We start from the raw sequence: 16,564 nt of genomic DNA, 5'->3' as shown, positions 1-16,564 counted from the left end.
ACTTAAATGTTAAAATAGCAGCTACTCATGCAGGAGTAACAGTAGGAGAAGATGGAGGAAGCCATCAAGCTATAGAAGATATATCTTTAATGAGAGGTATACCAAATATGGTTGTATTAAATCCTGCTGATGGAATAGAAGCAAAGAAAGCTATATTTTCTGCTGTAGATTACAATGGTCCTGTATATCTAAGACTTGGAAGAGCAACTACTGAAGATATACATAATGATGATTATAATTTCAAAATTGGAAAGGGCGAGATTCTTAGACAAGGTTCAGATGTAGCTATAATTGCAACTGGAATAATGGTTTCAAAAGCTATTAAATCTGCTGAATTATTAAGTAAAGAGGGACTTGAAGCTATGGTAGTTAATATATCAACTATAAAACCAATTGATAGTGAACTTATAGTAGAGGTAGCTAAAAATACTGGTAAGGTGGTAACTGTAGAGGAACACAGTGTAATAGGTGGATTAGGTTCTGCTGTTACAGAAGTTTTAAGCGAGAAATACCCTGTTGTAGTAAAGAGGATAGGTATAAATGATGAATTTGGTCAATCAGGAAATCCAGAATCTCTATTAAACTATTATGGATTGACTGTAGAAAATATAGTTAGTACTGCAAAATCATTCTAAATAAATATAATCAATAATAAAAGCAAACTAAAAATAAATTTTATCAAAAAAATATAGGAGGAATCAGAATGTTAGAGACTCTAAAAGAAGAAGTATTAAAAGCAAATTTGGAATTACCTAAAAGAGGATTAATCACTTATACATGGGGAAATGTAAGTGGAATAGATAGAGAAAAAGGGTTAGTAGTAATAAAACCAAGTGGTGTTGAGTATGATAAGATGACTGTAGAAGATATGGTAGTAGTTGATTTAGATGGGAATATAGTAGATGGTAGATTAAGACCTTCTTCAGACACTCCAACTCATCTAGTTTTATATAAAGAGTTTGAGGAATTAGGAGGTATAGTACATACACATTCAAGTTGGGCTACAACTTGGGCTCAAATAGGTAAATCTATACCAGCATGTGGGACTACTCATGCAGACTATTTTTATGGAAGTATACCATGTACTAGAAAAATGACTCGAGAAGAAATAAGTAGTGAGTATGAAAGAGAAACTGGTAATGTAATTGTTGAAGAATTTATGGGGAAAAACCCAATACACTGTCCAGGAGTAATTGTAAATGACCATGGTCCTTTTACTTGGGGTAAAAATGCAAAAGAGGCTGTTCATAATGCAGTGGTTTTAGAAGAAGTTGCAAAGATGGCATATTATACAGAATTAATGAGTCCTGAGAATACTATGGATAGATTACTTATGAACAAGCATTTTTCAAGAAAACATGGTAAAAATGCATACTATGGTCAAAAATAACTATCTGGAGGTAAATTATGCTAGAATCTTTAAAAGTTAAAATTGTAGAAGTAGCAATTAAAGCAGAGAATTATGGCTTGTGTAAGGAAAAAGCTGGTAATTTTAGCATTAGAGATAAGGATACTGGATATATACTTATAACACCTTCAGGTATAGGAAGAGAAGAATTGAAGACAGAACACATTTGTGTATTAGACTTGGATGGGAATGTAATAGAAGCTGAGAAAGGTATTAAACCTAGTAGTGAGGTACTAATGCATATTGAAATATACAAAGTGAGAGCAAATGTAAATGCTATATCGCATACACATTCTCTCTATGCAACAGCATTTTCAGTGGCAAATAAACCAATTATACCAATTGTATATGAGTCAGTTAATTATGGTGGTTATGTAGACATAGCTCCATATGAAAGACCAGGGACTTTGGAACTAGCCAAAAGTGTTTCAAAGTTATTATTAGATACGGATGCATGTTTATTAGAAAGGCATGGATTGACAACTGTAAGTAATGACCTTGAAGATGCTTTGTTAAAATCGAGATATGTAGAAGAAGTAGCAGAAATATACTATAGGTCTTTAGTATTAAATCAATTTAAAGAACCTAAGGCAGTAGATATTAATGAATTTAAAGCATGGAAATATCCAGATGAAATAAAATTTTAATTAGGATGATTTAAATTAAATAGATGAACTATAATAGATATTAGCTTCTTTATATAGTGTAGTACTTCCTAAGTAAATATATTTAATCTGATATATTCATTTAAAACAAAAATAATATAAAACCCTAAATCGATTCTTATATTGGTTTAGGGTTTTATATTTTTTATTTATATATTTCTACTTATGCATTTCTTTTTAGTTGATTTTCTGGAGAATTTATATATTCAAAGTATTTTTTAGTTTCAGATACTATTATAGGTGATAGTGCAAGCAAAGCTATTAAGTTAGGTATTGCCATAAGTCCATTTACAATATCAGCAATTATCCAAACTACTTCTAACTTTAAGAATGCACCTAATAATACCATAGCTACAAATACAGTTCTATATCCATTCATACCTTTTACACCAAATAGGAATTCAAAACATCTTTCTCCATAATAACTCCACCCCAAAATTGTAGTGAATGCAAATAATGTTAAGCTAACTGTAAGTAATATTGGTCCAAATGTAGGAATAGCACCATTAAAAGCTGCTTGAGTCATAACAGCACCATTTAAGTCTGAACACCAAACACCTGATATAACAAGAGAAAATCCAGTAAGTGTACAGATTATAATAGTATCTATAAAAGTTCCTGTCATAGAGATAAGTCCTTGCTCTGCTGGCCACTCAGTTTTAGCAGCAGCAGCTGCTATTGGAGCACTACCTAAACCAGATTCATTTGAAAATACACCACGGGCGATACCATTTCTAATTGCTAGTGACATAGTTGCACCTAGAAAACCACCAGTTGCAGCAGTAGGTGTAAATGCACTTTTAATTATCAATACAAAAGTTTCAGGTATTTTATTCCAATAAGATATTAAAATGACTCCACAGATTACAATATAGATAACTGCCATAAAAGGTACTATCTTAGTAGCAACATTAGATATACTTTTAAGACCTCCAAATACAACTAAAGCTACAAATACTGCTAGTACAACACCTGTAATTCTAGGGTCCACTCCAAAGCTACTATTGATAGCGTCTGTTATTGAATTTACTTGAGTAAAAGTACCTATTCCTAAAAGTGCAACTAATATACCACTTATAGCAAAGAATATTGCAAGAGGTCTCCATTTTTCTCCCATACCATTTACTATGTAGTACATAGGTCCACCAGATACTTGACCATTTTTATCTTTAGTTCTGTATTTTATTGCAAGGACACCTTCTGAGTATTTAGTAGCCATCCCAAAGAATGCAGCTATCCACATCCAAAAAAGTGCACCAGGTCCACCAGCTTTAATAGCTGTGGCAACCCCAACGATATTACCAGTACCAACTGTAGCAGCCAATGCAGTACATAAAGCTGCAAAACTTGAAACATCACCACTACCTTTATTTTCAGCAGCAAATATTAGCTTAAGAGCACGTGGAAGTTTTGTTATTTGCACAACGCCAAGTTTAACAGTAAGTAATATACCAGTACCAACTAGTAGTACCAACAGGGGCGGTCCCCAAATAAAAGCATCAACTTTGTTTAAAATATCAATTAGATTCATAAAAACACTCCCTCATTTTTTTGCTTTACACAATCAATAGAATTTTTAATGAAGTAATTGACAGGAAATTAGTATAATTTATTAATAATTTCTAGTGTAATAAAAAAAGCTAAATCTAAAATAGATTCAGCTCTGGATATACACTAATTAGCAACCAAAATAAAAGTATTAATAATACTAGTTTTGGTAGATAATCCCTGTCCTTTTGCCTGAGAGATTGAGCACAAATGCCTTGCCCCTTCGGCGCCCATAATGGGTCTCTCCAGAGTTCCGTAAATTTTACAGTCCTACTTTAAAAAAGTACCTGAGAGTGTTACTCCTTCGGTGTGCCATATGGCAACTCTTCTATAAAATCTTAACCGGATATTGATTTGTCATAGCTTATTGTATTAATAATATTAATATAAGGTTTTGTGTTTTGTCAACTAAAAAATTTAAAAACAGGAAAAAAATATAAAAATATAAGTCTAATTACGAATTATAAACTTACAAATTTAAATAATATACGTAAAAATAAATAGGATAGTAGGTGTGTAAATCAAATTAAATATAGGTTTGTGATAAAAAAAGAAGAAAATATTAAATAATTAATTAGAATTGATTTAATTATGGTAATATTATAGTTACAATGTTAAGAAAAAGTATATTTATTTAGCTTTTAAGTGTAGTGTAAGATTGGAGAAAGAGAAAGGAAGTATTTTAAAATGGGAAAAATATTAGTACTAGCAGAAAAACCTTCTGTGGGAAGAGATATAGCAAAAGTTTTGGGTTCAAAAAATGAAAAAAATGGATATATAGAGGGACCAAAGTATATTGTTACCTGGGCACTAGGTCATTTGGTTACACTTGCTGACCCTGAAAGTTATGGAGAAAGATACAAATCATGGAGTTTAGAAGATTTACCAATACTTCCTAAGTATCTAAAGACTGTTGTAATAAAAAAAAGTGGAAAGCAGTTTAATACAGTGAAGGCTCAAATGAACAGAAATGATATAGATGAAATAGTTATAGCAACAGATGCAGGGAGAGAAGGAGAACTTGTAGCAAGATGGATAATAGAGAAATCTCAAGTAAAAAAACCTTTAAAACGTCTTTGGATTTCTTCAAGTACAGATAAAGCAATAAAAGAAGGTTTTGCAAAACTAAAAAGTGGTAAAGAATATGAAAATTTGTACTATTCAGCAATAGCACGAGCAGAAGCCGATTGGATTATTGGAATAAATGCAACTAGAGCTTTAACAACAAAGTATAACGCACAGCTTTCTTGTGGAAGAGTGCAGACTCCTACTCTTGCTATGATATTGAAAAGAGAAGAAGAAATAAGAAATTTTAAACCTAAAGAATATTATGGATTGGAGATAATTGCAACAAAGGGCAACTCAGATATAAAGTTTATTTGGAATGATAAAAATAATAATTCCTCAACTTTTAGTAAAGAAAAGATGGAAGGTGTATCAAAAAAAGTAAAAGATTTAGATGTTAAAATATCTGAAGTAAATAAATCATATAAGAAAAAATATTCACCTGCGCTTTATGATTTAACAGAATTACAAAGAGATGCAAATAAAATGTTTGGATTTTCAGCAAAAGAAACATTATCTATAATGCAAAAACTATATGAACACCATAAGGTACTTACTTATCCTAGAACTGATTCTAGGTATCTAACTTCGGATATTGTTGGGACATTAAAAGATAGAATAAAAGCTGTAAATGTTAGTGATTATTCGAAGGTTTGTAATAAGTTATTAAAAAGTAATATTGTATCTAATAAGTCTTTTGTTGATAATTCAAAAGTAACAGACCATCATGCCATAATACCAACAGAGCAAAAAGTGTTTATGAGTGATTTTACAGATAAAGAAAGAAAAATATATAATCTTGTCGTAAAAAGGTTTTTGGCAGTATTAAGTCCTCCCTTTGAATATGAACAGACAACTATAAGTGCAACTATAGAGGGCGAGACATTTAAAGCCAAAGGCAATAAAGTAATAAATCTAGGTTGGAAAGAAAGCTATAAAGATATGGATGATGAAGATGAATATGAAAGCATTCCAAATGTGTTGGAAAAAGATATTCTTAAAGTTAAAAGCTTGAAGATGACTTCAGGAAGGACAAATCCACCACCATACTTAAATGAGGCTACACTTTTAACATCTATGGAGAAAAGTGGACTTGGTACAGTTGCTACTAGAGCAGATATAATAGAAAAATTATTCAATTCATTTTTGATGGAAAAGAAAAATAAAGATATATATATAACATCAAAAGGAAAACAACTGTTAGATTTAGTTCCTGTGGACTTAAAGACACCAGAACTTACAGCATCGTGGGAAAAGAAATTATTAGATATTTCAAAAGGGAAGCTTAATAAAAATACATTTATAAATGATATGAAGGATTATTCAAAAGCTATTGTATTAGAAGTAAAAAGTAGTGATAGCAAATTTAAACATGATAATTTAACTAAAAATAGATGCCCAGAATGTGGTAAATTTATGCTAGAGGTAAATGGTAAGAAAGGTAAAATGTTAATTTGTGAAGATAGAGAGTGTAATACTAGAAAAACCATATCACAAACAACTAATTCAAGATGCCCTAATTGTCATAAAAAATTAGAACTTCGTGGTGAAGGTGAAGGAAGAATATTTACTTGTAGTTGTGGGTACAGGGAAAAATTATCCTCTTTTAATAAAAGAAAACAAGAGGAAAAAAAGAAAGCATCAAAGAAAGATGTTAATCAATATCTAAAAAATCAAAATAAAAATCAAGAAGTATTTAATAATCCATTTGCAGAAGCCTTAGCTAAGTTGAAAAAATAAATAGTTTTCATGGCAATATTATACACAATCATAATTTTAACTATATATTAGTTATATGTACTGATATAATATAGGGTATAGTTTAGACATGAAAGTAGGGATGTCAAATGAGATTAAATTATATATTTAAATGCTATTGTGACAAATGTAAAGATATATGGAATAATTCAAGTATCGAATTATGTAAAGAAATAGAAACATATAGTGAAGATTCACAAAAAAAGTGTGAAGGCGAATTAGATAAATTGATAGATAAAGTATCAGTTCACTTAGAAAAGTGTCCAAGTGATGTTGTTCTAAGAAAAATGTGGATAAAAAAAGGTGAAGCTTTTTTGCAAAAAACACTAGAAAAAGAGAATATTTTTAAATTAGAGAAAATGAATGTAGAAGATAGAAAAAAATTCTTAGAAATAACAAAACAATTTATCAGAGATGCTAGAGGATTTGATGATGATTTACCTATAGAAGATATTATGCAGGCCATGAGAAATGTATGGATTTCAAATGCACTGCAATTATTATTTGGAAAAGATGTCTATTATTCAAAAGCAAGTTTTGCATATAGTATGTTATATCCATATACAGACAATTATTTAGATAATACAAAGACAAATGAAATGGATAAAGCCTTATTCAATCGTTGGTTAGAAAAAAGACTCTTAGGAGAAAAAATTAAACCTAATAACTGTCATGAAAGTAAAGTATCTCAGATGATAGATTATATTGAAGAGGTTTATCCTAGAGAAGATTTTAAAGAAATATATGAGTCATTGTTATTAATATTTGAAAGCCAAGTAAAGAGTTTAAAACAGCAGGATAAGGAGACTTATTTGCATAAAGACGAAATATTATCTATTTCTATTGAAAAGGGAGGTTCATCTGTTTTAGTAGATGGATATTTAATAAATGGGCTTATGACAAATGAAGAGGTAAAGTTTTGTATTGGTTATGGATTTTTATTACAAATATCTGATGATTTACAGGATATAAAAGAAGATTTAAAGTGTAATCATAAGACTATTATGACAGAGATGTCAAAAAAGGGTTTATTGGATGAAATTGCAAATAAGTTAATAAACTTTACTATTGAATTAATAGAAAACTTTAAAATTAACAGTAGAAATGAAGCTATAACAGACATGATAAAAAATGATTGTTTAATGTTGATTTTGTTTTCTATAGCTTATAATGCTGAATTTTTTTCTATAGAATATATAAAAAAAATAGAGAGATTTCTTCCATATACGATATCTTATTCATTGGAAATTAAAGAAAAGATGCGAAAAAAATTTAAAAATATTGATTTTTTAAATAATGAAAATGAATATAAAGAAATGATTGATACTATATGTGCAAAGTAGAAAAATAGTGAGATGTATAATACATATCTCACTATTTTAAGTTTAAATAAAATATTGATTTTAAGTTATTTAAATGCAGTAATAATCCCATTATCATGTAGATTTTTAATGATTGTAGCTGCAATAGGAAAGCCAAATAATCCAGCTATTCCAAATAGTTGAGCACCAACAAACATACACATTAGTGTTATTAAAGGATACAGACCAATTTGTTGTCCTACTACTTTTGGTTCTAATATTTGTCTAACAACAGTTATGATGATGTATAGTATTAAAAGCCCTATTGCCAAATGTATATTTCCATTGATTAATGAAATAATCATCCAAGGAGTTAAGATACTTCCTGTGCCTAATACTGGTAAAATATCGACAAGCGCAACTATGACAGATATAGTAAATGCATTTTCAACTTGTAGGATATTAAGACCAATAAGAAGTTCTACAAATGTTACTGATAGTAGTATGGCATATGCTTTTAACAATTTTAAAATAGCATTGATACTACTATTTTTTATATTGATTATCATTGTCTGACTTTTTTCTGGAAACTGTCTTAAAATAAAGTTCACTATTTTTTGATAGTCAAATGTAAAGAAGAAAGAAGCAATTAAAGTTATAATAAGTTTCAACATAAATGCAGGTGTTTTACTTGCAATACTTGCAATAGCATTAAGTGCATTTGTTGAAATAGAGGCAACTAAAGACATCATAGATTGACTGATATTATCCCAACCAAGTATCAATGCTAGATTAACATTAGGTGTACTAGCATCTATCTTAGAAAATAAAGTGTTTAATGTTGGCTGTATACCTGATTTATATATATCAGGAAGTCTAAAAAATATGTCGCTTATACTTGCAAATATTTTTGCACCAAAACTAACTAATAAAAATATTCCTAATCCATAAAAGGCTAAAAGTACTACCGCAGAAATAAATGTACGGTTTAAGTTTGTATTATCTGTAATAAGTTTTATAATAGGTCTTAAAATAAAGGCAATGATAAAACTAATCACAAAAGGCATTAATAATGGAAATAAGAATTTTAAGACAACATATATAATACTTGCTATTAAAACTACATATGTAAATTTAATTATAAAGCTCTTTTGTTTTTGAATGTCCATAATATAAAACCTCCAATGTATTTGATATTATTCTAAATATGGTCTTATTTGTATAAAATATACTACTGTATATTGATTATAAACTATAAAGCTTCTATGTAGTAAATAAATTATGTAAAATTTAGGTTAATTTTGTATAAAGATATACTTTTGTATTTTAAAATTATTAAGCAAATACGAAAAAATATTTTAAATAAATAGCATAAAATTGTGATAAAATTAATTTATAATGTTTGAGCTAAATATAGTAGATAACTTATCATATGATAGAGAATTTTTAAGAGGTGGTAAGATGAAAAACTTTAGAGATTTAGGTGGAAATAAAACAGAGGATGGTAGAACTGTAAAGTATGGTTTATTTTATAGGTCTGCAAAGTTGTCAAATTTGAGTAGGAATGATATAAAGATTTTAAAAGACTTAAATATCAAATATGTATTTGATTATAGGAGTGATGAAGAGGCACGTAAACATCCATCAACAATAATATCAAATATAAAAAATATAAGAATTCCAGCAATGAGAGAATTAGAAGAATCAGGAGGTCGTTTTGGCTCTATCGAAGATATGATTGAGAGTTTATTTGAAAAAGATGGTGCGTTTAATATGCTAAATAATAGCTACTATAATCTACCTGTAAATAATCCTTCATATAAAAAGCTAGTAGAACTTATAAAAGATTACTCTAATTTGCCAGTACTAAATCATTGTACAGCTGGTAAGGATAGAACTGGTATAGGAAGTGCTATAATTCTTATGATTTTGGGTGTATCAAGAGAAAATATAATGAAAGATTATCTAAAAAGCAATGAGTTTGCAGATAAGGAAATAGAAAGGTTTATAGAATGTAAGCCTAAATTTAAAGATATTCCAAAAGAAAGATTAAATTATATATTTGGTGTAAATGAAGAATATATGAATACAGCCTTTAGAAGAATTGATGAGGAATACAATAGTGTAGAAGAGTATCTATATGGAGAATTTAATTTAAATAAAGAAGAGATAAAAAAATTGAGAAATCAATATCTAGAGTAAAAGGTGATTTTATGAGTTTAAATATAACAGCTAGACAGATAAATATAATAAAGATACTGTTAAATTCAAAAGATACAATGAGTGGACTTGCCTTAAGCCAAGAAATAGGGTGTTCTTCAAAGACTATACAAAATGAAATAAAGGATATTAACAAACAGCTTAAAAATGGTAAAATTTTATCAATAAGAGGTGTTGGTTATAAGTTAGAGGGAAGCTTTGATGAAGTGAATTTAAATAGTAACCTTTATGATGATGTAGATAGGGTAGAATATATAATCAGAAAAATACTAACTTTAAGCAATGAAGAAAAAAATACTATAAGGCTTGAAGATTTAGCAGATTATATGTATGTAAGTGTTTCAACAGTAAAAAATGACTTAAAAGAAGTCAAGAGGATATTTGATAAGTATTCAATTTCTGTTAAATCTAAGCACAAACAAGGTATATGTATTTCTGAAAATGAAGATAAGATACTAAATTGTATAATTGATTTAAGTAATAAGAGAGACAACCAACTCAGTCTAAATGATTTTTTAAATGACGATATAAAAGAAAAAAAGTTAATAATAAAAAAAATACTATTAGATGAATTAAATGAAAATGGATTAGTACTAACTGATATAGAATTTAAGAATGTATTAAATAATATATTAGTTATTTTGAGCAGGCATAAGTATGATGAAAGAGAGTTTATAAAGGACTATGTAGAAACTTATAGCAACAAAAGAAGTTCAATATTGGAAAATGAACAGAACAAAGAGATTATAATAAATTCGATAAGAACGTTTTGTAAAAATTTAAAGCTAGCTACATCAATAGATATAAGCCATGATGATATATTTGAAGAATATTTATATAAGCATATTAGTAGCTTGTGTAAGAAAATAAAGTTAGGCATGAATCAATCGCCTATAATAGCACAAGATATTAAAATAAAGTATCCTTTTGCCTTTGAGTTAGCTAATATAGCTAAAAAAACAATAGAACAAGATTTAAAAATAGAAATCAACGAAGATGAAGTTGCAAATATAGCTCTACATATAGGAGGTGCTATTGAGAGGGCATCCTATAATAATAAAGATAAGGTTTTCAAAGCGATAATAGTTTGTACATCAGGTATAGGTACCTCAATGTTAATAAAAGCTAAATTAGAGAATATATTTAGAGAAAAGCTAGAAATATTAAAGGTTATTCCTTCATATCTAGTTGAATATGTAAAGGTTATAGATGTTGATTTTGTAATATCTACTGTACCTATTGAAATAGGTGATATACCAGTAATAAACATCTCTCCAATGTTGAGTGAAAAGGAAATTAAATTAATTGAAAAATATATAGAAACAGGAAATGTATATTTGGATTTAGATATAAAAAACTTATTTGATAGTGCGTTGTTTTTTACTGACTTAGATTTTAAATATAAAGAAGAAATTATTGATTTTATGGCAAGTGAACTTGTACAAAAAGGTTATATAGATGATGACATGAAAAACTCTTACTTTGAGAGAGAAAAAATAGCAACAACAGAAATAGGCAACATGGTATCTATACCACATGGAGCTATTGGAAAGGTTTATGATAATAAAATAGCAATTGGAATACTAAAAAAACCAATTGCTTGGGAAATATCAGATGTGCGCTTAATAATAATGTTGGCACTTGATAAAGATAAAATATTAGATTATGAAGTTATATTTTCAAACATATACAAAAGAGTAGACTCCATAGCGAAAGTTATAAGCATATGTGAAAATAGCAATTTCGAAAAATTTGTAAACATGTTTAGATAGATATATATAGAACATAGTGTTGTATATACACATGCAAATTTGGATAATATAAAACTAAATAAGATAAAAACGATAAATTTCTCTTTTAATTAAGAGAAATTTTTTGACTTTCAGGGATATTAATATGGAGTTAAGATATAAATATAAGATAAATAAATAAAAAGAGGTGGCAAAATGATTTATACAGTAACATTAAATCCATCAATAGATTATATAGTTAAATTAGATGAATTAAATACAGGAAGTACAAATCGTGTAAATGAAGAATACGTTTATCCAGGAGGAAAAGGTATAAATGTGTCTTGTATACTTAAAGAACTTGGACATGACAATACATCATTAGGTTTTATAAGTGGTTTTACTGGTGAATATATAGTAAAAACATTGGAGGAAAAAAAATTAAAAACAGACTTTATAAAATTGAAAAACGGTTTTTCAAGAATAAATGTAAAAATAAAAGTGTCAGAGGAAACCGAAATTAATGGACAAGGACCCAATATAAGTGATGAATACATCAACCTATTATATAAAAAACTTGATAAATTAAATCAAGATGATATTTTAATATTGGCAGGTAGTATACCATCTACTTTAGATGAAAAATTATATGAAAATATAATGTCTAGACTAGAAGAAAAGAATATAAAAATTGTTGTAGATGCAACAAAAAATCTTCTTCTTAATGTATTAAAATATAAGCCTTTCCTAATTAAACCTAATAATGATGAGCTAGAGGAAATGTTTGGTGTTAAATTAAATTCAAATGAAGATATAGTAAAGTATGCTAAAAAGTTAAAAGAAATGGGAACTGTAAATGTTTTAGTGTCAATGGGTAAAGATGGTGCATTACTGATTACAGAAGATAATGAAGTATTTATAAGTGATGTACCAAAAGGAACTGTAAAAAATTCTGCAGGAGCAGGAGATTCTATGGTAGCAGGGTTTATATCTGGATATCTAAGTACTGGTGAATATGATTATGCTCTTAAATTAGGTGCAGCTTCAGGAAGTGCAACTGCTTTTTCATATGATTTAGCTGAAAGAAAATATATTGATAAATTAGTAAACGAAGTATCTGTGAAAAGATTTTAAAAATAACCTAAAAAATATATAGAGAGGAAATGAGAACTTATGAAAATTATAGAGTTATTAGATGAAAAATCAATTAAATTAAATTTAAAGTCAAAAAATAAACCAGAAGTAATAGAAGAACTAGTTGATTTAGTTGAAAATAGTGGTAATTTAAATGATAAAGAAAATTATAAGAAAGCAATTTTAGCCCGTGAAGAGATGAGTACAACAGGAATTGGAGAAGGTGTAGCTATTCCTCATGCTAAGACTACAGCAGTTACTAAAGCTTGTATAGCAGCAGCTGTATCAAAGGAAGGTATAGATTATGAATCTTTTGATGGAAGTTTGTCAAATTTATTTTTTATGATAGCTGCACCAGATGGAGCTAATAATACACATCTTGAAGTATTATCTAGATTATCTACAATACTTATGGATGAAGATTTTAGAAATAAACTTATAAATTCAAATTCAGCAAGAGAATTCAAAGAAATAATAGATAAAAAAGAAAGAGAAAAATTCAGTGAAGAATATCAGGATGAAGAAATTAGTAAAGAGGATGTTTTAAATAATAAAGATAAAAATATTAGTAAGTATCCTCAAGTTTTAGCAGTAACAGCGTGTCCAACAGGAATAGCACATACATTTATGGCAGCTGAAAGTTTAAATAAAATGGCTGAAAGTAAAGGTATCTCTATAAAAGTAGAAACTAATGGTTCAGCAGGTGTTAAGAATAGACTTACAAAAGAAGAGATAGAAAATGCTACATGTATAATAGTAGCAGCAGATAAAAATGTTGAAATGGCCAGATTTAATGGCAAAAAAGTTATAAAAACTAAGGTTGCTGATGGTATACACAAAGCGGAAGAACTTATAGATAAAGCTGTAAATGGAGATGCTCCAATTTATCATGGAGAAGAAGGAAGTCACAACGAATCAAGTGAAGAAAACGAAAGTGGATTTAGAAAAGTCTACAAGCATTTAATGAATGGTGTGTCTAATATGTTGCCATTTGTTATTGGTGGAGGTATACTTATAGCTTTGGCATTCTTACTTGATGATTACTCTATTGACCCTTCACATTTCGGTTCAAATACACCAATAGCAGCATTTTTTAAGGGAATTGGAGATAAAGCATTTGGATTTATGTTACCTGTACTTGCAGGTTATATAGCATATTCTATATCTGATAGACCTGCATTTGTTGTTGGTTTTGTGGGAGGAGCTCTTGCAGGAGATGGTGGTTCAGGTTTTCTAGGAGCATTACTTGCAGGTTTTATAGCAGGATATTTGGTAGAAGGACTTAAGAAAATATTTAATGTATTACCAACTTCATTAGAAGGAATAAAACCAGTATTATTATATCCTTTATTTGGAACTCTTTTGATGGGCGTTATAATGACATTTCTAGTAATACCTCCAGTTACAGCAATTAATAATGCTATGGTTGGATTCCTAAATAGTTTAGGTGGAACTTCAAAAATAGTTTTAGGATTAGTGTTGGGTGGAATGATGGCTGTAGATATGGGTGGACCTGTGAATAAAGCAGCTTATGTATTTGGTGTAGCATCTCTTGAATCAGGGCAATTTGAAATAATGGCAGCAGTAATGGCTGGTGGTATGGTTCCTCCACTTGCTATAGCTCTTGCAACTACATTCTTCAAAAATAGATTTACAAAAGAAGAAAGAGAGTCTGGTAAAGTTAACTATGTAATGGGGTTATCATTTGTAACAGAGGGAGCAATACCTTTTGCAGCTGGAGACCCACTTCATGTTATACCAGCTTGTATTGGAGGTTCAGCAGTAGCAGGAGCACTTAGTATGCTATTTAATGCAGCTCTTCGTGCACCTCATGGAGGAGTATTTGTTATACCAGTAGTTACTCATCCACTTGGATATATAGTGGCTATAATTGTAGGTGCTGTAGTTGGAATGATGCTTTTAGCACTACTTAAAAAACCACTAAATCAAAGCGCATAATAACCAAAGAGTATTAAAAGGGATAATTTTAGATATATTTAAATGAAATTATTATAAAATAACTGACTGACATTTAACTGACAGTCAGTTTTTATTATTTAAAAAAATTTACTTAAACTATAGGGTATTTCATTGTCAAATTTTTAAATCAGATGAGAATATCTATTTTATAGTTATTTGTAATGCTTTATAGCTTTATAACTAAGTCATAGTATAGCTTTTTACTTGAAAAACTTTCAATTAGCCTTGACTTATATTTTGTGTCATGTTTCATAAATCTTACACCTCATCTTTTAATTAATATTTTAATATTCAATCTTAAATCAAGGAATAAAACTCTACTCTATATGTTCTAAATTAATATTGTATTTTCTTTCACCTTTTATAACTTTGAATTTATCATTTTTATTAGGATAAATAGTCACAACATTGTTTTTGTACTCTGATTCATCACATTTTATATTAAATGGCATAAGCTCTGATTCTCCATATAGATAAGTAACAGGTTTATTATTCTTCATAACGACAATTTGTAGCATATCTCTATCTTTTGGAGAAGATATATTTCTCCATTTATATCCTACAGCTTTATATATATCGTTTGCTGATGTTCCAGACTTAAAGATAAATATTTTATCCCATTCAGGCGGCATTACTTTTGCCAGTCTTATTTCATTATTGTTTTCACTAGCTTTCATAAGTGAAGAAACAAATTGTCCAAATTTCTCATCTTCTTTATTTTCCTCAAATTTAACTAACTCACTGGATTTGTCAACTACACTCCATTTATCGTTATTTTTTTCTAATTTAAAGTTAATTTTAGAAATACATTCTCCATGCTTTCCTGGTTCAGTAACTATAACCTTTTCTCCCAATATGTTTTTATAATCGTGTTGTTCAATTTGAACATGATTATGCCCTGCAACTATCGCATCAATACCATCAACTTGTTGAGCTAAATCTTGTATTCTATTGCCTGGATTTTTAGGATTTTTAGGTCTTTCACCTGTGTGCGCAACAGCTACTATTATATCTGGACTTTCTTTTTCCATGATTTTTACCCATTTTTTAGCATCTTCTACTAAATCATTCATATATAGTTCACCACTATAACCTTCTTGGTCTTTTAGTTCTAAAGATTTAGAATCTACAAGTTCTCCATTTTCATTTAGTTGTTTTCCTTCACCAACTTCTTTTATAGTAAGTCCTAGAATTCCTAGTTTTACATTTCCTTCTGGTGTATCAATATTTTTTATTATGTATGGTTTTGTATAGCTATCCCCATTTTTCTTATAAGTATTAGCTGATAATACATCTATTTTTTGTTTTTCAAAATCAGATATCATATTGTCTAAATGAAATTTATTAAGAGATATAAATTCATGATTACCAAGAACTACAGCATCATAACCGACTTCTTTCATGTCCTTTGAAATAGGAGTTTCAATATAGCTTTCAGTTTTGTTGTTGTTATCTTTAAGCATAGCATTAGAATAATCATCCATACTACTTCCTAAAGCTACTCCACGGTCAAAGAAGTCTCCAGCATCTACTAAAGTTATATTTTTATCTTTTTCTCTTTGTTCCCTTACATAAGAAGTTAACTCATAAGGGATGTTACCATGTAAATCGGTAGTGGCTAGTACATTTATTTCTGTTGTATGTTTTGAAGTACACCCAGACATTAGCAATATAAATAAACAAGTAATGCCTATAATTATTTTGTTTTTCATAAAACCTCCATTTTACTTTTTCTGAATATTTGTTTTAGTGTCA

12 protein-coding genes and 1 riboswitch are annotated in these 16,564 nt (G+C 28.8%); of the genes, 9 read left to right on the top strand and 3 right to left on the bottom strand.

The annotated features are described in order from the left end of the window. The 3 genes from IR151_RS18765 to IR151_RS18755 all read left to right on the top strand — a co-directional run. Window positions 1-635 (top strand): transketolase C-terminal domain-containing protein (locus tag IR151_RS18765; RefSeq protein ID WP_227437326.1); only part of this gene is annotated, 635 nt, incomplete at its 5' end. Window positions 636-703: 68 nt separating this feature from the next. Continuing rightward, window positions 704-1,390, top strand: coding sequence for an L-ribulose-5-phosphate 4-epimerase (gene araD, locus IR151_RS18760; RefSeq protein ID WP_227437324.1), 687 nt, complete (start codon window positions 704-706; stop codon window positions 1,388-1,390). A gap of 17 nt (window positions 1,391-1,407) precedes the next feature. Further along, window positions 1,408-2,055 (top strand): class II aldolase/adducin family protein, encoded by a 648-nt coding sequence (locus IR151_RS18755; protein WP_227437322.1) that lies wholly within the window; start codon window positions 1,408-1,410, stop codon window positions 2,053-2,055. 181 nt (window positions 2,056-2,236) lie between these two features. Here the strand turns inward: IR151_RS18755 and IR151_RS18750 are convergent, their stop codons facing one another. Then, entirely contained in the window at window positions 2,237-3,604 is a 1,368-nt protein-coding gene (locus tag IR151_RS18750) for an alanine/glycine:cation symporter family protein (protein WP_227437321.1), read from the bottom strand. A gap of 187 nt (window positions 3,605-3,791) precedes the next feature. Continuing rightward, a riboswitch (glycine riboswitch) is annotated at window positions 3,792-3,880 on the bottom strand. Window positions 3,881-4,308: 428 nt separating this feature from the next. Here IR151_RS18750 and IR151_RS18745 point away from each other — a divergent pair. Then, complete coding sequence (locus tag IR151_RS18745) at window positions 4,309-6,426, top strand: DNA topoisomerase III (protein WP_227437319.1); 2,118 nt, start codon at window positions 4,309-4,311, stop codon at window positions 6,424-6,426. A gap of 107 nt (window positions 6,427-6,533) precedes the next feature. Beyond that, entirely contained in the window at window positions 6,534-7,787 is a 1,254-nt protein-coding gene (locus tag IR151_RS18740) for a flagellar protein FliS (protein WP_227437317.1), read from the top strand. A 65-nt stretch (window positions 7,788-7,852) separates the two neighbouring features. On the opposite strand, the gene ytvI is transcribed toward IR151_RS18740, so the two are convergent. Continuing rightward, on the bottom strand, window positions 7,853-8,914 hold the full coding sequence (gene ytvI, locus IR151_RS18735) for a sporulation integral membrane protein YtvI (protein WP_227437315.1): 1,062 nt from the start codon (window positions 8,912-8,914) through the stop codon (window positions 7,853-7,855). A 292-nt stretch (window positions 8,915-9,206) separates the two neighbouring features. Here ytvI and IR151_RS18730 point away from each other — a divergent pair, with 292 nt between their 5' ends. The 4 genes from IR151_RS18730 to IR151_RS18715 all read left to right on the top strand — a co-directional run bounded on the left by IR151_RS18730 (window position 9,207) and on the right by IR151_RS18715 (window position 14,788). Next, window positions 9,207-9,947 carry a tyrosine-protein phosphatase gene (locus IR151_RS18730; RefSeq protein ID WP_227862697.1) on the top strand — a complete coding sequence of 247 codons (741 nt, stop codon included), beginning with the start codon at window positions 9,207-9,209 and terminating at the stop codon, window positions 9,945-9,947. Window positions 9,948-9,958: 11 nt separating this feature from the next. After that, window positions 9,959-11,737, top strand: a complete 1,779-nt coding sequence (locus IR151_RS18725) for a BglG family transcription antiterminator (protein ID WP_227437313.1) — start codon at window positions 9,959-9,961, stop codon at window positions 11,735-11,737. 174 nt (window positions 11,738-11,911) lie between these two features. Beyond that, window positions 11,912-12,829, top strand: coding sequence for a 1-phosphofructokinase (pfkB, locus tag IR151_RS18720; protein ID WP_227437311.1), 918 nt, complete (start codon window positions 11,912-11,914; stop codon window positions 12,827-12,829). A gap of 39 nt (window positions 12,830-12,868) precedes the next feature. Further along, window positions 12,869-14,788 (top strand): PTS fructose transporter subunit IIABC, encoded by a 1,920-nt coding sequence (locus tag IR151_RS18715; RefSeq protein WP_227437309.1) that lies wholly within the window; start codon window positions 12,869-12,871, stop codon window positions 14,786-14,788. Between the two features lie 338 nt (window positions 14,789-15,126). Here IR151_RS18715 and IR151_RS18710 read toward each other — a convergent pair whose 3' ends face one another. Next, window positions 15,127-16,521: a metallophosphoesterase gene (locus IR151_RS18710; RefSeq protein ID WP_227437307.1), complete on the bottom strand. Its 1,395-nt coding sequence runs from the start codon at window positions 16,519-16,521 to the stop codon at window positions 15,127-15,129. Between the last annotated feature and the right edge of the window lie 43 nt (window positions 16,522-16,564).

Origin of the sequence: Clostridioides sp. ES-S-0006-03, from assembly GCF_020662275.1 — a bacterium.
In the GTDB taxonomy this organism is placed as follows: domain Bacteria; phylum Bacillota; class Clostridia; order Peptostreptococcales; family Peptostreptococcaceae; genus Clostridioides.
The sequence above is the reverse complement of the archived record's forward strand: the minus strand, read 5'-3'. Positions and strand labels throughout refer to the sequence as shown.